The organism is Flavobacterium sp. GNP008 (assembly GCF_056428965.1).
The window spans coordinates 352,584-371,657 of record NZ_JBWJVL010000003.1 but is presented as its reverse complement, the minus strand read 5'-3'; the positions used below and the strand labels follow the sequence as shown (position 1 = coordinate 371,657).

16 protein-coding genes are annotated in these 19,074 nt (G+C 32.0%); 6 read left to right on the top strand and 10 right to left on the bottom strand.

Annotated features, from left to right (window positions below; all coding sequences use genetic code 11):
* Positions 1-27: 27 nt before the first annotated feature.
* From AC0608_RS11110 to AC0608_RS11100, 3 genes are all read right to left on the bottom strand, one after another.
* On the bottom strand, positions 28-1,317 hold the full coding sequence (locus AC0608_RS11110; RefSeq protein ID WP_478289097.1) for a glycosyltransferase family 4 protein: 1,290 nt from the start codon (positions 1,315-1,317) through the stop codon (positions 28-30).
* Between the two features lie 64 nt (positions 1,318-1,381).
* Positions 1,382-3,790 (bottom strand): YfhO family protein, encoded by a 2,409-nt coding sequence (locus AC0608_RS11105; protein WP_478289096.1) that lies wholly within the window; start codon positions 3,788-3,790, stop codon positions 1,382-1,384.
* Between the two features lie 48 nt (positions 3,791-3,838).
* Complete coding sequence (locus AC0608_RS11100) at positions 3,839-4,120, bottom strand: DUF4834 family protein (RefSeq protein ID WP_417958223.1); 282 nt, start codon at positions 4,118-4,120, stop codon at positions 3,839-3,841.
* Between the two features lie 121 nt (positions 4,121-4,241).
* Here AC0608_RS11100 and AC0608_RS11095 point away from each other — a divergent pair, with 121 nt between their 5' ends.
* Entirely contained in the window at positions 4,242-5,177 is a 936-nt protein-coding gene (locus AC0608_RS11095) for a transporter (RefSeq protein ID WP_478289095.1), read from the top strand.
* A 22-nt stretch (positions 5,178-5,199) separates the two neighbouring features.
* Positions 5,200-6,318, top strand: a complete 1,119-nt coding sequence (locus AC0608_RS11090) for a GTP cyclohydrolase (protein ID WP_478289094.1) — start codon at positions 5,200-5,202, stop codon at positions 6,316-6,318.
* Positions 6,319-6,470: 152 nt separating this feature from the next.
* Here AC0608_RS11090 and AC0608_RS11085 read toward each other — a convergent pair whose 3' ends face one another.
* Both AC0608_RS11085 and capB read right to left on the bottom strand, forming a co-directional pair.
* Positions 6,471-6,938, bottom strand: coding sequence for a hypothetical protein (locus tag AC0608_RS11085; protein WP_478289093.1), 468 nt, complete (start codon positions 6,936-6,938; stop codon positions 6,471-6,473).
* 112 nt (positions 6,939-7,050) lie between these two features.
* Complete coding sequence (gene capB / locus AC0608_RS11080) at positions 7,051-8,313, bottom strand: cysteate-C-fatty acyltransferase (protein ID WP_417958231.1); 1,263 nt, start codon at positions 8,311-8,313, stop codon at positions 7,051-7,053.
* Between the two features lie 249 nt (positions 8,314-8,562).
* On the opposite strand from capB, the gene AC0608_RS11075 reads away from it, so the two are divergent.
* Entirely contained in the window at positions 8,563-9,327 is a 765-nt protein-coding gene (locus AC0608_RS11075) for an NYN domain-containing protein (protein WP_417958233.1), read from the top strand.
* On the opposite strand, the gene AC0608_RS11070 is transcribed toward AC0608_RS11075, so the two are convergent.
* Complete coding sequence (locus AC0608_RS11070) at positions 9,324-11,705, bottom strand: hybrid sensor histidine kinase/response regulator (RefSeq protein WP_478289092.1); 2,382 nt, start codon at positions 11,703-11,705, stop codon at positions 9,324-9,326. The two genes, AC0608_RS11075 and AC0608_RS11070, sit on opposite strands and share 4 nt — an antisense overlap.
* Positions 11,706-13,041: 1,336 nt before the next feature.
* Between AC0608_RS11070 and AC0608_RS11065 the strand changes: the two genes are divergently transcribed.
* Together AC0608_RS11065 and AC0608_RS11060 are read left to right on the top strand one after the other, a co-directional pair.
* Positions 13,042-13,620, top strand: coding sequence for a non-canonical purine NTP diphosphatase (locus tag AC0608_RS11065; RefSeq protein WP_478289091.1), 579 nt, complete (start codon positions 13,042-13,044; stop codon positions 13,618-13,620).
* A 1,076-nt stretch (positions 13,621-14,696) separates the two neighbouring features.
* Complete coding sequence (locus tag AC0608_RS11060) at positions 14,697-15,203, top strand: tetratricopeptide repeat protein (RefSeq protein ID WP_478289090.1); 507 nt, start codon at positions 14,697-14,699, stop codon at positions 15,201-15,203.
* 88 nt (positions 15,204-15,291) lie between these two features.
* On the opposite strand, the gene AC0608_RS11055 is transcribed toward AC0608_RS11060, so the two are convergent.
* The 4 genes from AC0608_RS11055 to AC0608_RS11040 form a co-directional block, all read right to left on the bottom strand.
* The gene (locus AC0608_RS11055) at positions 15,292-15,825 is read right to left on the bottom strand and encodes a GFO_1091 family lipoprotein (RefSeq protein WP_478289089.1); all 534 of its coding nucleotides are present in this window, start codon (positions 15,823-15,825) and stop codon (positions 15,292-15,294) included.
* 1 nt (position 15,826) lies between these two features.
* The gene (locus AC0608_RS11050; protein WP_478289088.1) at positions 15,827-16,429 is read right to left on the bottom strand and encodes a GFO_1090 family protein; all 603 of its coding nucleotides are present in this window, start codon (positions 16,427-16,429) and stop codon (positions 15,827-15,829) included.
* Positions 16,430-16,499: 70 nt separating this feature from the next.
* The gene (locus AC0608_RS11045) at positions 16,500-17,000 is read right to left on the bottom strand and encodes a PG0215 family putative anti-sigma factor (protein WP_478289087.1); all 501 of its coding nucleotides are present in this window, start codon (positions 16,998-17,000) and stop codon (positions 16,500-16,502) included.
* Positions 16,987-17,496: a GFO_1088 family ECF-type sigma factor gene (locus AC0608_RS11040; protein ID WP_478289086.1), complete on the bottom strand. Its 510-nt coding sequence runs from the start codon at positions 17,494-17,496 to the stop codon at positions 16,987-16,989. The genes AC0608_RS11045 and AC0608_RS11040 overlap by 14 nt, the downstream gene beginning before the upstream one ends.
* A 120-nt stretch (positions 17,497-17,616) precedes the next feature.
* Here AC0608_RS11040 and AC0608_RS11035 point away from each other — a divergent pair, with 120 nt between their 5' ends.
* Positions 17,617-19,068 carry a GFO_1087 family putative carboxy terminal peptidase gene (locus AC0608_RS11035; RefSeq protein WP_478289085.1) on the top strand — a complete coding sequence of 484 codons (1,452 nt, stop codon included), beginning with the start codon at positions 17,617-17,619 and terminating at the stop codon, positions 19,066-19,068.
* Positions 19,069-19,074: the final 6 nt, after the last annotated feature.

The window sequence follows — 19,074 nt, the reverse complement described above, 5'->3', positions numbered from 1 at the left end:
GGTTTAAGGTTACTGGAAATCCAGCTTTTATTTGATCAGTCCTGCTAACTCTTTGGTTAGGTTTCTTCTGGAATATTGCTGTAAACCTACAGCATTAGATTGCAATTTTCCTTCTAAAAATTGATTATAAAAGTTCAAAATCACACTTTTAAGTTTCATCTTCTCTGAATAATCAAAGAATACACCAGTGTTTGTATTGGTAATAATTTCTGCAAAATCAGAGCCGTTGGGACCAATCGCAACTATAGGTCTATTAGAAACCATATATTCAAATAATTTTCCCGGGATAATACTTTTAGTGTCTTCGGAATTAATTTCAATAAGCAACAAAACCTGTGATTTTCTTTGGTGTGCGATCGCATCTGTATGCGAAACATACCCCAAATTATTCAAATAGGTGTTTAACCCGAATTGAGAAATCGTTTCCAAAACTTCCTGACTGACTGCTCCGATTAGTTTAATTTCTACATGCGATTTGAACTCTGGAATCTCATGAATTAATTCGACCAAACTCTCCCATAAAATCAGAGGATTTCTTTCTGAAAGAAAAGAACCAATGTGCGCCAAACTAAATTTAGTATCCAACGCTTGTTTTTCGACTTGCTCCGTATCATACCCATTGGTAATTACCACAATTGGTTTATTTGTAATCGCTTGAAATTCAGTTTTGGTGGTTTTACTCGTTACGATAATCGTATCGGCTGTATTCAAAACTTGATATTCTAATGCTTTGTGTTTTTTGGCAGCAAAACTGGACAGTCGTAATGATTTGTGATAACCAATGGTCGTCCACGGATCCCGAAAATCAGCAAACCATTTTAAATCTAATTTTTGTTTTAATTCCAATCCAATAAGATGCAGACTGTGTGGTGGTCCGGAAGTAACAATGGTGTCAATATTATTTTCAACAATGTATTTTTCCAAATAAGCAACCGATGGTTTTACCCAAAAAACGCGCGCATCAGGAATAAAAAGATTACCCCGAATCCAGAGAAAAGTTTTATCCAGAAAAGACTGTTTTTTTTGATTTGGAATAATTCCTGAACTGATTTTTTTGATTTTGTTTTTCGAAAGAAAAGATGCCAGTTGGTACGGTTCAAAAATCTTCTGTTTCAGAATAATCGCTTTGTCAGAAACTTCTTTAACCAAGTTTTGATCAACAATAGGATACGTTGGATTCTCCGGAATATAAACGATAGGCTGAATGCCAAAATCAGGCAAGTACTTGACAAACTTAAGCCAACGTTGAACACCTGGTCCTCCAGCCGGTGGCCAATAATAGGTAATTATTAAAATCTTCTTGAATTCTGGTTTCAATTTAATTTTTTTATTTTAGTAGAGACGCACTTGCAGTGCATCGCTACAGTGCGTATCTATCTAATTAGTTCGCTTTTTTCCTTTCAAAATAAATCCCACCAATCAAAAGTAACAGCATTCCTATGGAACTAATCAACGTTATTGTGCTTCCGGTTTTTACAACTTGTGGCTCAAATTTGAATTCTATCGTGTGTTTCCCTGGGGGAATTTGTAATCCTCTTAAAACGTAATCCACTCTAATGTGATTTACACTTTTGCCATCTAAATAAGCATTCCAACCTTTTCCATAATACATTTCGGAGAAAACAGCTAAACCTTCGTTTGCGTTTTCTGAATTGTATTTCAAATAATTGGGTTTGTAATTTTCTAAAGTTATGATTGCTAAACTGTCTTTGGCAAAAGCCATCTTTTTAATTTTAAACTCTTTCTCGTTCACTACCGCTACATTTTTAGAATCTAAACCATCCAACGCTTTCATCTCTTCATCTGCAGAATTGACGAATTTTACTTGACTAACAAACCAGGCATTCCCGTTAGCATTTGGATTTGAAGTTGGAAATTCTTTGCCTTCTTTATTCGTTTGAATTACATATTTAACATCTAGCATATCCAGAATTTCCATATTGTTATTCGCAATTTGATAATCGAATAACTGTTGCATTCTCCTTGGTTTTACGGCGCTATAACCACCAATGGATTTATGAAAATAAGAAGCTCTGGCACTTGATAAATTCCCTGAAACTTCAAATACTCGGTAATGAGTTGTATCTTTTAAAATCTCAACATCTGAAGGAGATTCCTGAAAAGGAACTTCCACTTCGCTTCTGCTAACAAAATCTTTTCCTGAAACATAATTTTTATCTACAAAAAATAAATCAGAAATCATTAATAATCCTACGATTATAATTGTTGTATTCTGGGCAAATCTGTCTTTAATAGACAACCATAAAGCGCCTGCAGTTATTAAGATAAAAAAACCAGAACGCAATAAATCAGCGCTATACAAACTCATTCGGTCCTGCTTGAGTGCATTCACAAAGTCCGGACCATACGTTTCTTGAAAATAAGCATCGTTTCCTCCCGAAAAACTGAACATGCTTTTACTCAAGAACAAGATTACAATAACCCCAAGACTTAAAATTGCAGTTTCATACAACGCTTTCCATTGCATTTTTTTATCCAGTTGAAAGAAAGACTGTAATCCCATAATTGCCAAAACAGGTAAACATAATTCAAGGATAACTTGTATCGAGGAAACGGCTCTGAATTTATTATACATTGGAACATAATCAATGAAAAAGTCCGTCAATACTGGGAAATTCTTTCCCCATGAAAGTACTAATGCTACAACAGCTCCCGAAAGGAACACATATTTTATTTTTCTTTTATCGATGAATAAGGCTAAAATTCCTAGAAAGAAAACAACTATGCCTATGTACGCAGGCGCTGCAACAATAGGTTGGTCACCCCAATAGGTTGGCATTCCAGAAACAAAATCTGTTGCCTGATCTTCCGGCACACCCTGACCAATCATGAATTCATACATATTGCTGTCTTTTCCAACAGCCTCATTATTTGAACCACCAAAAAGTCGTGGTGCAATCAGATTGAAACTTTCGGTAATTCCATAACTATATTCCGTGATGTAATCATGAGTCAGTGCACTATCAGTAGTGTTCTTAGAGCCATCAGGATTATAACTCAATTCACTTTTTCCACGTGTACTAAAATCTGCATATTCGGCTGTTGCCAATAAATTAGTCGCATTGGCTCCTATAGCAAAAACACCTGCCACTGCTAAAATTACAAAGGAATACATTAACGATTTATATTGCTTTTGTTTGATTAACTGGTAGATAAAATATCCCGATAGTATCAGCAAGAAAATTAATAAATAATAGGTCATTTGGAAGTGATTCGCATTAATTTCTAATGCGGTGGCAAAGAGTGTTATCAAACCTCCCAAAATATATTTTTTTTGAAACACTAAAATAAATCCAGCAATAACGAGTGGCATATAAGCAATCGCATGTGCCTTTGCATTATGCCCCACTCCAAGAATAATAATCAAATAAGTGGACAATCCAAAGGCTAATGCCCCAAAAAAAGCTTTTAAAGGATCTATCTTCAGCACCAGCATCAAGCCATAAAAACCTAGAAAATATAAGAACAAATAATCTGCAGGCCGCGGTAAAAACCGCAAAGCATCATCAAGAACTCCAATATAGTCATGCGGATATTTTGCTCCTAACTGGTACGTAGGCATACCGCCAAAGGCTGAATTAGTCCAATAAGGCTCTATATTGTCTGAGGCTCTAAAGTCATTTTGCTCTTTAGCCATTCCGGTATATTGCACAATATCTGATTGAAATATTTGTTTTTCTTGCAATACAGGATAAAAATAAAGTAAAGAAACGATAACAAAACCAAGTATGGCAAGAGCGTGCGGATAGAACTTATTTATTATTTTCAATTTAAAAAAGTTTGGATTAGAGTAAAAAACTTGTTAATACCGACAAATTTAATCTATTTCTTCGTAATCAACATAATCTCCCACTATTTTGGTTTCGCGTGGGTTTTTAGTATTTGCTGTATTGTAAATTACTTCGTCCTTACTTTGTGTTTTTTTCCAAGTATTATCTTGCGCATATTGCTGTTGCTTCTGCATGTTTTCGCCTGCTTTTTCTACTACCTTTTTAACCAATAAAGGCAAAAATAATTTTGCCAAAAACCTGAAAATATAGTAAAAAGCAATCATATAAAATAGTGCTTTTATAAAACCAACAAATGAAGCTGTTTGCATATGAGTGAAATTTTTTTCAAAAATAATAAATCAAGCGCTCAAAATTAAAATATCTCTCTTAAATAAATAATAAAATATAGTACATTTGAAAAGCGTTGTTACTTTTTAATCTCAAAATAATATGTCTAAAATCAAAATCTTAATTGCTGCGGCCCTTTTAATGATTCCGTGCGTTCATTATGGCCAACATACAGATCAGATCAACTCGAACAGACCAGGGGAAACCATGTCGGCTTTTGCAGTTGGAAAATCAGTTATCCAGATTGAAACAGGTGTGTATGGTATCAAACAAAAGCATAGTCTATTAAATTATAATGCTAATGGTTTTGGCATTGATGCCACATTACGGTGGGGATTGTTTATGGAAAAGTTAGAATTGATTGCCGATATACAATATCAAAACGAGACCTACAACACTCTCTTTAATATTTCAAAACGTGCTGATTTCAAGCAAACCATTTTGGGCGCTAAGTATTTGATTTATGATCCTTTTAAAAATTACGAAAAAAAGGTTAATATTTACAGTTGGAAAGCCAATCGAGCTTTCAACTGGCACCAACTAATTCCAGCAGTTTCTGTATTTGCTGGAGCAAATTTCACCATGGCAGATAATCCGTATTCCTTTTCTGCAGAATCTAGTATATCTCCAAAAATAATAATCATAACCCAGAACCATTTGGGTGACGGAAGATGGGTTTTTGTAACAAATATAATTGCTGATTATGTAACTACTGATTTTCCAAGTTACGGCTATGTACTTACTTTGACCCGAGGTTTTAGCGATAAATGGTCCGGGTTTGTAGAAAACCAAGGTTTTAAAAGTGATTTTTACAGCGATGCAATTATTCGTGGAGGCGCCGCTTATTTATTAAACAAAGACATACAAATTGACGCCTCTATAAGTACCAGTTTAAAAGACACCCCATCGGCACTTTATGGCGGGATTGGCTTTTCCTGGCGTTATGACGCTAACTATCAAGAAGTAAGAATGGACATCGATTCAGGTGACTCTGGAAAGAAAGCAGAGAAAAGAGCAAAAAAAACAAAAAAAGGATAAACATAGCATTTCAAAAAACAGAATGATTACAATACTAGAAGCAAAAACAAAAAGGGAATTAACTGATTTTATTAAATTTCCTTTTTCCCTGTATAAAAACAATAAAAACTGGGTTCCTCCATTAATTGCAGACGAACTTGAAGGATTTGATAAGACTAAAAATCCAGCTTTTGAAACTGCAGAAGCGTATTTTTATGTTGCTAAAAAAAATGACAAAATAGTTGGTAGAATCACTGCTATCATCAATTGGAGTGAAGTAAAAGACCAACAAAAAATGAAAGTTCGTTTTGGTTGGTTTGATGCAATTGATGACATTGAAGTAACCAAAGCACTTTTAGAAAAAGTGTATGAATTAGGGCGCAAAAATAATTTAGAATATGTGGAAGGCCCTATGGGATTTTCAAATCTAGATAAAGTAGGAGTCATGACAGAAGGCTTTGACGAAATAGGAACGATGATTACCTGGTACAATCATCCCTATTATGCATCGCATTTTGAAAAATTGGGTTATGTTAAAGAAAAGGAATATATAGAAAGTAAATTCCCTTTTGTAAACGTAAAGCCTGAATTTTTCGAAAAAGCGAATGATTTGGTAAAAAGAAGGTATCAATTAAGCCCGCTTAATTTTAAAACCACTAAAGAAGTAATGCCCCATGTGGATAAAATGTTTGATTTATTCAATAAATCTTATGCTTCATTATCTTCATTTGTAGCTATATCAGACACGCAAAAAGAATATTTCAAGAAAAAATACATCAGTTTTATCAATCCTGAATTTATCAAATTTGTTGAAGACAAAGATCATAATATAGTTGCTTTCAGTATTGTGATGCCTTCCTTCTCGGAAGCGATACAAAAGGCAAAAGGAAAATTATTCCCATTTGGATTCCTTCATTTGCTCAAAGCAAAAAAACAGAGTAAAGATGTCATTTTCTACCTTATTGGTGTACTACCAGAATACCAAAACAAAGCTGTTACAGCGATTATATTTAAAGAATATTACGAGACTTTTAGAGAAAAAGGTATTATAAATTGTTTCAGGACTCCTGAATTAGTTGATAACGCCGCCAGCATCAATTTATGGAAACATTTTGATCCTCAAATTCACAAACGGCGATGTACTTACAGGACAGAATTGTAACTTTCCCTGTCAGAATGTAAGTCTTAATAAAATTAAAATAATTCGTTTTTTAGAATACACCCAATAGTATCTAACTTTTTTGGTACAGTCTAAAAAAACGAATTGTTTTATTAGTTTCACATGTTGATAATCTTATAATTTTAGAATAAAATTTACTTCTGACAATTTACTTTTGACAGAACTAAATTGCTATCAAAATTTAATTGTTTTGTATCTTTAAAAATTACCTTTCCTTTGTTATCATCAATAACATCCCCAAAACCTTCAATATAAGCATCCCCTTGTTTCAAGAAAGCTACTTGGCGAACCGTACTAATACCTTCTGACATAAAAGTATAATTTGCAAATAGCGTATCTCCTTTTATTTCTCCTATTAATGTTCCATTGCTTTTATCTTTTTCATAAAAATTATAGCTTAAATTCCCAGAGAGAAGCACACCGTTTTTTATATTTAAAGTTAATGAAACAGTGTCTTTTTTAAGAATTGCACGGTAACATTCTAAAGATACTGACTTTTCAGTAACACTTTTTTCTGATTCCACGGAAACTTTTTCCTTTTCGTTTTTACAGGAAACAAAAACACTCATAAAAACCAGACTCAATAAAATTACTTTTTTCATACATTTTTAATTTTAGTTTTTATAAATATACTACTTCTTCAGATAATAAAATTCAAAAAAAAACCATCAATACTGAGTTGATGGTTTTATATATAAGAACTTTGACACTTAATTAAGCATCTAGATCAACTGTAGTTCTGCTCGCTATTTCTTTGTAAGTACCATTTTCTAATTTTTCACGAATGGCTTCAAATGCTGTTAGTGTTTCCTCAACATCTGATAAAGTATGAGAAGTAGTAGGAATCATTCTTAACAAAATAATTCCTTTTGGAATCACAGGATAAATCACAATCGATAAGAAAATTCCGTAATTTTCTCTCAAGTCGTTTACCATAATCATTGCTTCTGGCACACTTCCTTCCAGATATACTGGAGTTACACAAGTATTAGTGTCTCCAATGTTAAAATTACGTTTTTTCAATCCGTTTTGCAATGCATTTACATTTTCCCAAAGTTTATCTTTCAACTCGGGATGGTTGCGCAACAATTCCAATCGTTTCAAAGAACCAATCGTTTGAATCATTGGTAATGCTTTGGCAAACATTTGAGAACGTAAATTATATTTTAAATAATCAATAATATCTTTATCTGCGGCAATAAAAGCACCAATATTTGCCATTGATTTTGCAAACGTTGAGAAATAAATATCTATTCCATCCTGACAATCTTGCTCCTCGCCTGCCCCTGCACCAGTTTTTCCAAGTGTTCCAAAACCATGTGCATCATCAACCAACAAACGAAAATTATATCTTTCTTTCATGGCAACAATTTCCTTCAATTTTCCTTGTTGTCCACGCATTCCAAAAACGCCTTCTGTAATAAAAAGAATACCTCCTCCAGTTACTTCAGCTAATTTTGTAGCACGTTCCAAGTTTTTTTCCATACTTGCAAGATCATTATGACGGTATGTAAATCGTTTGCCCATGTGCAAACGAACCCCATCAATGATACAAGCATGAGCATCAACATCGTATACAATCACATCATTTTTAGTTACCAGTGCATCAATTGTTGACATGATTCCTTGGTAGCCAAAATTCAATAAATATGCCGATTCTTTCATTACAAAAGCCGCCAATTCACTCTCTAATTGCTCATGATATTTAGTATGTCCACTCATCATTCGTGCTCCCATAGGGTATGCTGCTCCATATTGTGCCGCTGCTTCCGTATCGGCCTGACGCACTTCCGGATGATTAGCAAGACCTAAATAGTCATTCAAACTCCAATTCAAAATATCTTTTCCACCAAACTGCATTCTTGGACCCAATTCACCTTCCAATTTAGGAAAAACAAAATAACCTTCTGCTTGCGAAGCCCATTTTCCTAATGGTCCTTTATTGTTTTGAATCCTTTCGAATAAATCTTTTACCATAATATGTCAAGTAATATTTTAATTTTAAGAAGTTGCAAAAATAATTATTTAAACTTTATAATGGTCTCGAAAGCAAATTTATTTTTCAGGCTTTCTACTAATCAACATTTTTACCTATGTAATGATCTATACTACCTTTTTGCTACTGAACAAAAAATCGCACAAAAAGATGTCGTTTTGATCAGAGCTAAAAATTCGTTTTAAGCGGTAAACTTTGTATATTTGAATACATTTTTCAACTTTAAATTTATGTCACAAGATACAAAAGAATTAAAATTGGCCGTTCTCATTGATGCAGACAATGTTCCCTATAGTAATGTAAAAGGAATGATGGAAGAAATTGCTAAATTTGGTACTCCCACGACAAAACGTATTTATGCCGATTGGACAAAACCTAATGCGGGAGGTTGGAAAAGTGTATTACTAGAGCACGCTATTACTCCTATTCAACAATATAGTTACACGGTGGGAAAAAATTCGTCAGATTCAGCAATGATTATTGACGCCATGGATTTGTTGTATTCAGACAAAGTCGATGGTTTTTGTATTGTTTCAAGTGATTCTGATTTTACACGTTTGGCTATTAGACTTCGAGAGTCCGGAATGAAAGTCATTGGAATTGGAGAACAGAAAACTCCAAATTCTTTTATTGTTGCTTGTGATCGATTTATTTACATCGAAGTTTTAGATGGCGCCATTAAAAAGAAACTACCTAAAAGAACTACGACTGATGCTAAGAAAGCACCACCAAAAAGTTTAAACAAAGTCGATTTACATACCATCGAATTGATAGAGTCAACAATAGAGGATATCGCAGATGACAGTGGTTGGGCATTTCTTGGAGATGTTGGCAATCTCATTGTAAAGAAAAAACCAGAATTCGATCCAAGAAACTATGGCTTTTCTAAACTTACGCCAATGTTAAAGTCACTAACTGATATTCTGGAAATAGATGAAAGAGATTCTGACAAAAAAGGTATAAAACACGTTTATGTTCGATTACGATTTAGTTAAACTAACTTTTTGACAGCCTCGTATAACGTTTCTTTCTTAATTGGTTTAGACAGATAATCATTCATCCCTATTTCCTTTACACGATCTTTTGTAGTTTCCATAACATCAGCCGTTACTGCTACAATGGGAATGTTTTTATTATGTGCTCCTGCTTCCCCATTTCTAATGGCAATTGTTGCTTCATAACCGTCCATTATGGGCATTTGCAAATCCATTAATACTATATCAAATTGATTGGTCTTAAATGCTTCCAAAGCTTCCTGTCCATTATTTGCAAAGACAACAGTCGTATTCAACCATTTTTTAGTAATCATTTTTATCACCATTTGATTAATGGGATTATCCTCAACTACTAATATGCACTTGCCTCCTAAATCCTCAGCAACTACTGTAGCAAAAGTTTCTGTTTTTTTCTGCTCGGTTGAGACATCAAATTCCAATGTAATAATGCAAGTTGTTCCTTCATTGATTTTACTATTCATTTCAATTGTACCATTTTGCATATCGACTAAAGTCTTCACTATATAAAGACCCAAACCCAGTCCGCCAAATTTTCGCTTGTTATCGATTTTATTTTGAGAAAATGAATCAAAAATACTTTCAATTTTATCCTTCGAAATTCCAACTCCGGAGTCCGATACTGTTAAAATCAAACGCACTTTATTACCAGACTTTAGTTCCGAATCAATGTCAAATTTTACAAAACCGGAAGAAGTAAATTTAATGGCATTATTCAAAACATTATTAATAATCTGATTCAATCTGTTAACATCTCCAATTAAAAAATCAGGAATTGTATCTGATTTAGAAAACTCAAATCGCAATCCTTTTTCTGAAGCAATGTTAGTGGCATTATTCTTTAGGTTTTCAAAAACCTGCACCGGATCAAATTGATTTTTTTCCAGCTTTAATTCCCCTTTTTCGATTTTAGAAAAATCTAAAATATCATTTACAGAACTTAGTAAACTGTGAGAAGAATATTTTATGATTTGGCAATTTTTCCTGATTTTATCATCCTGTACTTCATTAGAAATAGAATCAATTAAATTCATAATAGCGTTGAGCGGCGTTCTCAATTCATGACTGATATTTGATAAAAAATACGATTTTAAATCATTCATTTCTTCGGATCGAACTAAAGCCAAGCGATTGAGTTCATTTTTTTCGTTTTTAAGATTCCGAATTAAGTTTGCCATCGAAAGTGAAAGAAAAATAACTTCCATACCTGTACCTAATTTAGAACTATTTTCAGTTAAAAATGAACTAGGAACTTGACCAAAATTATTGAGAATGAAGATCCCAAAACCAAGAATTAAAAAGAAAATACCAATAGTAAAAAAACCATCAACATATTTGTTCTTGTAATACAGATAAATCACAGAGGAAATGATTAGAATAAGAATCAATAATCCAAGCACGTTTGCCAATGGATAACTTATTGCTAGAGCTGATGGAACTAAAAGTATACAGACAATTAACAAGAAAGCTAAAAAATAAACGATATTAAAAAGGATATAAATTGTTTTATTATATTTTTTAATATTTAAGAAAACTTCACTGTATTTACCCAATAAAAAACCAGCCATCATTGCAAAAAATAATACTGCACGAAGAGAAAACCAACCTCCCTGCGGCGTAACTAACTCGTAAAAATAACCATCTAATGAGAATTGCATTAACCCTATAAAAACAACATATAAGCTATAATACAAAAATGTTTTTTCACGTAAAGCAAAATAGAAAAAAAAGTAAATAATGGAAACAATTGTCAATATTCCATAAAAAAATCCAAAAAACAATTGCTCGTTGGAAATCATCTTTATAAAACTTTCAGATGAATACAACATTACAGGCATTTTAATTACTTCTCCGTCACTTTTTAAATGTAAATATAATTGCTGGCTGGATTTTGGCGCTATTTTAATTTTAAAAATAGTTTTACGGTTATCAAAACTACGTTCAGAGTATTTCATAGCATCACCACTTACTTCTTTAGTAATTGCTCCAGTTTTCCCGTCAACACTATACAATTCAACTAAATCAGTTATAGGTCTAGCGGTTTCTAAATAATAACTTAATGCTTGATTTGTAGGATTGATAAGTTCTGTTTTTGACCAAAAATTATTTTTAGTAAAACCTAAATCATCACTTTCTGTTTTAAGTTTAAAAGGTTTCAATAGACTATAATTAGCAATCACATATTTAATATCTAAATTCCTTTGACCTACATCAGTGATTGTGGTAAACTTATGTAAAGAAACTTCTTGAAGTATTGTATCGTTTCTAAAGATATATTGTGAGTAAGAGTTTGAAAAAAACAAAATGAAGAATAACAATTTCAAGCTAGCACAAATCTGTTTGTATATTTCTTGACTCATGTTTAATAAATTATAATTAAGTAACATAGTATGTACGTTAAAAACAATGTTTTAGTTTTTAAAAAAATATATATTTTAAACTAAAAGATTGTTTTTCAAATATATCATTTTAAATGCACAAACGTTCCGTATTTACAGCATATTTTATGTGAAAAGACTTTATAATGAGAGAAAAATTTAGTTTCAATGGTAGACAATAAAATTTACATCCCAAGAACTATTTTTTTTATAATTCTATTGTATGCTTGCTGGTGCAGTATCTAGTAAATAAAAGAATGACAAGCTATTAGCATAGCTAATAATATCTTTTTGTATCCAAAATTATTTGACAAATTTAAATATTTTTTACTTAGAAGTTTATCAAAAAAAAGGAGGCCTTTTTAAAGGGCCTCCTAATATGGACTTTGGTGTGTTGTTATCAGTCTATATCTTACGACACATCTAACTAAAAAATACTCTTCTCTTTACAGATGGATATATTCAACAATAAACCAAAACCATACTCAAAGATACAATTAATAAATCATAAACACTTAATTTACATCATTTTAACCAATAATTAACAGACGTATTTTTATTTCTTTTTTAAAACAATTGCTTTTTAAAAACTTAAAGAATAATGCAATCGTTCCTATTAAATTTTTAAATCTATCCCTAAATAATAAAAAACAATTTGATTCATAATTCTGTTTGAAAATTATAAAAAAAGGAGGCCTTTTTAAAGGGCCTCCTGATATGGACTTTGGTGTGTTGTTATCAGTTTAAATCTTGCGACAACTCTGACTAAAAAATACTCTTCTCCTTACAGATGGATATATTCAACAATAAACCAAAACCATACTCAAAGATACGAGTATAAACCATTATTAAATAGCTATTTAACTATAAATTAACACCCAAAAATAACATCTTAAGAACATAAATTAATAGATTTTTTTGTTTGTATTATTATGGCGAAATATTCGATTTTAATTCATTTAAAAAACTTCTGTTACAAATCATAAAAAAAGGAGGTCTATTAAAGACCTCCAATTGTTCATTTTGATTCATCATTATCAACTTTACCGTTCAGTATAATTGACTATCTGAATAGTATCATCCTAGATTGGTGAAATATTCAATTGATTAATCAAAACAACATTCAAATATACAATTAAAAAAATTATATTATATTGAATAACAGTATTTTAACTTTAATTTATTACTTGTGAAATAGTAATTCAAACACTAAATTCTCCTTAATTATTATTCGAATATAAAACCTTACAAATAAAAAAGTAACAATAACGATTCTTGCTATTTAGAAAATGTATATTTGAAAATTAAAATTAAAAAAATGCAACTCGTATTCGCTTCCAACAACAAAAATAAAATCCTGGAATTACAAAGTATGCTTCCTGCATCGATAACTATTTTAAGTTTGGAAAGTATCGGCTGTTTTGAAGAAATTCCAGAAACACAAAATACCATTGAAGGTAATGCAATTCAAAAAGCCAATTATGTTACTGAAAAGTACGGGTACGACTGCTTTGCAGATGACACTGGACTTGAGGTAGATTCTTTGCATGGAGAACCAGGTGTTTATTCTGCTCGATATGCTGGGGAACAACGTAATACTGTTGACAACATGAATAAATTACTGGCGGCTCTATCAGATAAAAGTAATAGAAAGGCACAATTTAAAACGGTAATTACACTGAATTTAAAAGGCCAGCAGTATCATTTTACTGGAATTGCTCGCGGGGAAATCACTATAGAAAAAATAGGGAATCAAGGGTTTGGATATGATCCCGTTTTCCAACCAGAGGGCTTTTCTGAAACTTTTGCTCAATTATCATTAGAAATAAAAAATAAAATCAGCCACAGAGGAAAGGCAACTCAACAATTAATAAAGTTCTTAAAGCAAAATAATTAAAAGTCCACTATCTTTATTTATTACCATTTCAGTTGTTTTGTAGGATTGTTTTGATATATTTTCATTCACTCGGCATAGTTCGAAGCAAGTACCACGAAATAATTTAAAAAAGTACTAAACAACAACTATTTTACTATGAGATATTTAGCCAGAAGTCAGTGCTATTTTTTGAAAAAAATATAAACTTACCTGAACAAATTAAGTAAACAACAAAAAATCCTATTCTTATAAAATTTAAGTGGCCCTATTAAAATGCTCTAAATGTCTGATACATCTATTCTTTTTAGAAACTACTATCAGTCTCTTCAAATTTTAAAAACTAGAATTTAGCAAAAATAGGCACTTCAATTTTAGCAAAATTATCAATAACTCTTAACTTTGCAGACCAATAAAAAATATAAAAACCGGACTCTTTTTAATAAACTGAAAGAGTTTTAATTTGCTGATTTCTCCAAATCTTATATAAAATAGACTAAAATTATTTTAAACAATTATAAAAAACGGTTAGCTTACAACATATAATTAATTAGTAATAAACATCCTGTTTCAATTTTTAAAAAACATTTTTTAAAGTGTTTAAAAAAAACATTCCTAACAAAGTACAAACAGCCAAGCTTGCTGTTAATACCAGAAAAGAACCTATATAGAAAAACACCGTATTATTTTTTGCCCTAACCAATTTGTTGTTTTGTTTGTGTTGCCCTGTCTTTTTCATCTCCAGAAAAGTAATCGTTAGATAATCGTAATAAAATAAAAATCTTCGTTATGACAAATTTATAGCTATTAAAAAGATTTGACAATACCAACTTTTAGTGATTTTTTAGACTGAATCCCTTTATAAAAAACATTTGTCCTACAAGAATAATAGACCTTTAATCTAACGTTATTAAATCTTTTTTTTAAAATCTAACTTTTAAATCCATAACAGAAACAACTCATTTAAGTATTTAAAAACCTTCTTTAAAATAAATTCCATTCCTGTTCGTTATTTAAATAAATAAAAAAGTATTGTACCTTTATCTGGTAAATACCTTTAATTATTAAATAAATTCCCCCATTTCAAACCTTAAATTTTTATGAAAAAATTAATTCTTCTCTTATTATTATTAAGTTCCCTAGCTGGATGGAGCCAAAACCCAATCGCATATGATCTATTTGACAAAGCATTAAAGAAAGCTGAAGCCGGAAATATTAAAGGAGCCATTGATGATTACACCAAAGCAATTAAAGTGGATCCTATGTTTGCGGAAGCATACTTAAACAGAGCACTTTTGAAACAAAAATTAGGCGATATTAAAGGTGCTCTAGCCGATGCAAACACAACGATTAAAATAGATCCCAAAAAAGGCGATGCATACACTACAAGAGCAGATATAAACTATAAAGCCAAGGATTACAAGAGTACTATTGAAGATTGCACTATATCCATTGGCTTAAATGCAAAGGATTACATTGCCTATAATTTGAGAGGTCTTTCTAATTTTCATGCACAAAACAAGAAAAATGCTTGTGCCGATTTTACAAAAGCAATCCAATTAGGCAGTCAGAGCGCTATTAAAAATAAAAAAATGTTTTGTAAATAATTTTTTAACGATAATTTTCTAAAATTTAGGTTAAATAAAAAAGCGTCTTGAAATTATCAAGACGCTTTTTTAATATTTACAAAACCGTTTATTTGATTAATTGCTGTAACGGTTTCAATTGTTCTAAATCGATGTTTGACTGCTGCAACATACTCATCAGGGTCATAATAGTAGTTGGATTCATGTTTTTACCCAAAATCCGGACAACAGCAAAACCGTTTTCTTTTTTATTGGCATACAATATAAATTCCTCAATGTGTTCATCCGTGCCTACAAAACTTACCGAAGCACCTTCCTTTCCAGAACCAAATTTCATCAATTGCTGATACTTTTTATCTTTCAAAATCAAATTAACTTTGGCGCGTTCCATTTCAAATTCTGCCTTGTTATTATTATTCACTTTAAAAGCAAGGATATTCATTTTATCAAACGATTTCAAAGCATCGGTTTGGGCTACTGATAATTTTGTCTTATCAACATTCAAAATACTAGGAGAAACATCAAGGGCTACAAAATTTTTGTTTTCGGTATTTTCTACAAAATACTTTTGCAAAGTTGGCTCTGAGCTGCAACTGATCAGGAACAAACTAAACAGCAGCGTAATTCCATAAATTATTTTCATGTTACTTTTTTCCTTTAGTTGCTTTCTTCAAGTCATCGCCTCCAGGAATTCTCATTTTATCAGTTAGAACTGAAATTTCATTCAAATCGAAATTACCCGTCAATGACATGAGAACTGTATCATCATTTTTAGCTCCCTCAATAAACATCAGCAACTCTCTAATTTGGGAATCTGAAGCACCTGATTTAACCAAAATTTTTATGTTTCTTCCATTCTCATTCACACGCATCAACTCTTCTAAACCTGCTGATTTGATGTACTTGTCTGCAACTAATTTCATTTCGCCTTCCACTCGAGTACTTTTTGTGGTAAACACTTTTAGATTATCAAGTTTTTTTATTAGGCTTAAATATTGCTGCATTTCTTTATCCGAAGCATCTACTTTCACTTTACTCATTAAGTCGAACATTTTTTTATTGACAATGATCGAAGTTACATCATCTTGACCATCGAATTTATCGAAAGCTGCTTGCGCAAAAAACGGACTGGAAATTAAGACAAAAAGCAAAGTGAGTAAAATCTTTTTACCTGAGATTAAGGTTGTGTTGTTATTGTGCTGCTCTATTGCTGTGCACAAACTTGAATTGGGATTGATTGATTTCATTTTTAATTTATTTAGCATTGTTTAAAATTAATTCTAGTGGTTTTATTTTTCAATTATTTTCAAAAAGCAGTTAAATACCTCCTGATTTACGTTCCGTGTTTATGAACACTTTATTTTTAGTGATTTCATATTCCTCTATATACTGAACCGTTTCTATGCCAACATTTACTTTATTAGATAATAAAGACAATGCCTTTTGTGTTGCTTTTAAAGCTACTTTCGGATCATCATACGTTCCTAAATCTTTACTTTGACTTACTACAGATTCCGAATTATAAAACACATAGCTTCCTACTCCTAACAATATAACTACTGAAGCTGCAATAGAAAGCCATACTACATTTTGTTTTCTATCTCTATGTGGAATACGCTGTCCTTCAAATGGAAGCATTTCTTGTTCAAACTGCTGCGCTCTGGTAGCTGCAAAATGTTCAAATAATAACTTATATGCTGCTAAATGAGGAGCAACATCTTCCGATAAAAAATAATCTTGTAAATCTCTCTCCTCCTGAATAGTTGTTTCTCCATCAAAATATTTCTCTAACAACTGTTCTACTTTATATAATTCCATAATTGTGTGTATTTATCATGTATTCCCGTATAGTTTTTCGTCCTCTTGAAAGCGCCACCCTAATGGCACTCTCCTTCATATCTAACATTTTTGCCATTTCCTCAAACTCGTATTCCTCTATATCGCGAAGTTGAATAATGATACGCTGCTGCTCTGGTAATAGACTGATACTTCTTTCCACCCAATTTAAACTATCGTTATCTTCTAATTTTTTATCTAATGCAGGTTCGGAATCCGCATAATTAGTATGCACTATTTTAAGATTTCCAGCCCTTTTGGATTTTAATTGATCCAAACAATAATTTTTAGTCATCGTCATCGCAAATGCTTCAACACTCGTGAATCCAGTCAAACTACCATTTTTACTCCATAATTTTACAAAAACCTCTTGAGTAGCATCTTCAGCTTCCTCTGTACTTACCAACAATCGTTTCGCTAATCTGAAGACTTTGTCTTTAAAAGGAGCCACAAGCAGCACAAACTCATTTTGGTTCATAAAAGTTAAGTATTAAACTGGTTATACAATCAAGACGATTCAAATTTATTTTTGCAACATAAATTATAAAATAAAACTAAAGTTAGTATTTTTACGTTAATTAAGTATTAAAACAACACTATGAGAACCACATTCAAATTTACACTTTTATTATTCATTGCAACTTTATCTTTTCAAGGCTGTCAAGATAATGATGATATTGCGCCTCCTGCTAGTTTAGACATCCAAGATTTTATATGGAAAGGTATGAACCAATATTATTTATGGCAAGCTGAAGTCCCTAACTTAGCAGATGATCGTTTTGCGGACCAAACTGCGTTAAACACTTTTTTAAAAGGATACCCTGTTCCAGAGGATCTTTTTAATGCTTTGAGAGTTAATCGCTCCATTGATCGGTTCAGTTGGATTGTAAGTGATTATTTAGAGCTCGAAGGTACACTTCAAGGAACTACTAAAAATAATGGTGTCGATTTTGGTTTAAGTTATAAACCGGGGAGTACTACAGAAGTATTTGGTTATGTACGTTATATTATAGCAAATTCAGATGCTTCAACTAAAAACATAAAACGCGGTGATTTTTTTACTGCTGTAAATGGCACACAACTCACCATTAGTAACTATGAGTCGTTACTTTTTGGCACTAACGAAAGTTATACGCTAAATCTTGCCGAATATAACGGAACCACAATTGTGCAGAATGGAAAAACAGTTTTGCTAACCAAAACCGTACTGTCTGAAAATCCTATACTAATCAACAAAGTTATTACGTCTGGTTCTCATAAAATTGGCTATTTAATGTATAATGGTTTTTATGCAAATTACGATAGCGAATTAAACGAAGCTTTTGCTTCTCTAAAGTCACAAGGAGTGACCGACTTAGTTTTAGATTTAAGGTACAATGGTGGAGGATCAGTGCAAACTGCTACACGACTGGCGAGTATGATAACCGGACAATTTAAAGGGAAAGTTTTTGCAAAACAACAATGGAATGCTAAGATTAATGCGTATTTCGAAGCTGAGAATCCTGCCGCTTTATTTAATTATTTCACTGACAAAATTGGAACTACATCTATTAATAGTTTGAATATGAGCAAAGTTTATATTTTGACTACCGCAAGCTCCGCATCGGCAAGCGAACTGGTAATTAATGGATTAGAACCACACATTAACGTGGTACAAATTGGTGATGTAACCGTGGGGAAAAATGTAGGTTCTGTTACCCTTTATGACTCTCCTAGTTTTGGATCTGAGAACAGAAACCCAAATCACAGATATGCCATGCAACCTATTGTATTAAAAATTGTCAACTCAGTTGGGTTTGGTGATTATTTCGGTGGGTTACAACCTGACTTTTTGTTAAAAGAAACGTTGAGTACCCTTGGAATACTTGGCGATACTACTGAACCTTTATTGAGTACTGCAATTGGAAAAATAACCGGAACCTCCAGAGTGTTGAAACAAAGTCAAGGAAAAGATTTTGAATTTTTTAAAGATGCAAAATCAATCAAAGGAATCCAAAATCAAATGTATCTTGAAAAAGCTCCAGAAAGGCTTTTGAAAGCTTTAGAATAAAACAAT

Excerpts from the sequence above, each read along its gene's own strand:
- AC0608_RS11060 (WP_478289090.1), top strand. The coding sequence starts at position 14,697 with ATGAAAAAATTAATTCTTCTCTTATTATTATTAAGTTCCCTAGCTGGA.
- AC0608_RS11100 (WP_417958223.1), bottom strand. The coding sequence starts at position 4,120 with ATGCAAACAGCTTCATTTGTTGGTTTTATAAAAGCACTATTTTATATG.
- AC0608_RS11070 (WP_478289092.1), bottom strand. The coding sequence starts at position 11,705 with ATGAGTCAAGAAATATACAAACAGATTTGTGCTAGCTTGAAATTGTTA.
- AC0608_RS11095 (WP_478289095.1), top strand. The coding sequence starts at position 4,242 with ATGTCTAAAATCAAAATCTTAATTGCTGCGGCCCTTTTAATGATTCCG.
- AC0608_RS11085 (WP_478289093.1), bottom strand. The coding sequence starts at position 6,938 with ATGAAAAAAGTAATTTTATTGAGTCTGGTTTTTATGAGTGTTTTTGTT.
- AC0608_RS11035 (WP_478289085.1), top strand. The coding sequence starts at position 17,617 with ATGAGAACCACATTCAAATTTACACTTTTATTATTCATTGCAACTTTA.
- AC0608_RS11050 (WP_478289088.1), bottom strand. The coding sequence starts at position 16,429 with ATGAAATCAATCAATCCCAATTCAAGTTTGTGCACAGCAATAGAGCAG.
- capB (WP_417958231.1), bottom strand. The coding sequence starts at position 8,313 with ATGGTAAAAGATTTATTCGAAAGGATTCAAAACAATAAAGGACCATTA.
- AC0608_RS11065 (WP_478289091.1), top strand. The coding sequence starts at position 13,042 with ATGCAACTCGTATTCGCTTCCAACAACAAAAATAAAATCCTGGAATTA.
- AC0608_RS11075 (WP_417958233.1), top strand. The coding sequence starts at position 8,563 with ATGTCACAAGATACAAAAGAATTAAAATTGGCCGTTCTCATTGATGCA.
- AC0608_RS11040 (WP_478289086.1), bottom strand. The coding sequence starts at position 17,496 with ATGAACCAAAATGAGTTTGTGCTGCTTGTGGCTCCTTTTAAAGACAAA.
- AC0608_RS11090 (WP_478289094.1), top strand. The coding sequence starts at position 5,200 with ATGATTACAATACTAGAAGCAAAAACAAAAAGGGAATTAACTGATTTT.
- AC0608_RS11045 (WP_478289087.1), bottom strand. The coding sequence starts at position 17,000 with ATGGAATTATATAAAGTAGAACAGTTGTTAGAGAAATATTTTGATGGA.
- AC0608_RS11055 (WP_478289089.1), bottom strand. The coding sequence starts at position 15,825 with ATGAAAATAATTTATGGAATTACGCTGCTGTTTAGTTTGTTCCTGATC.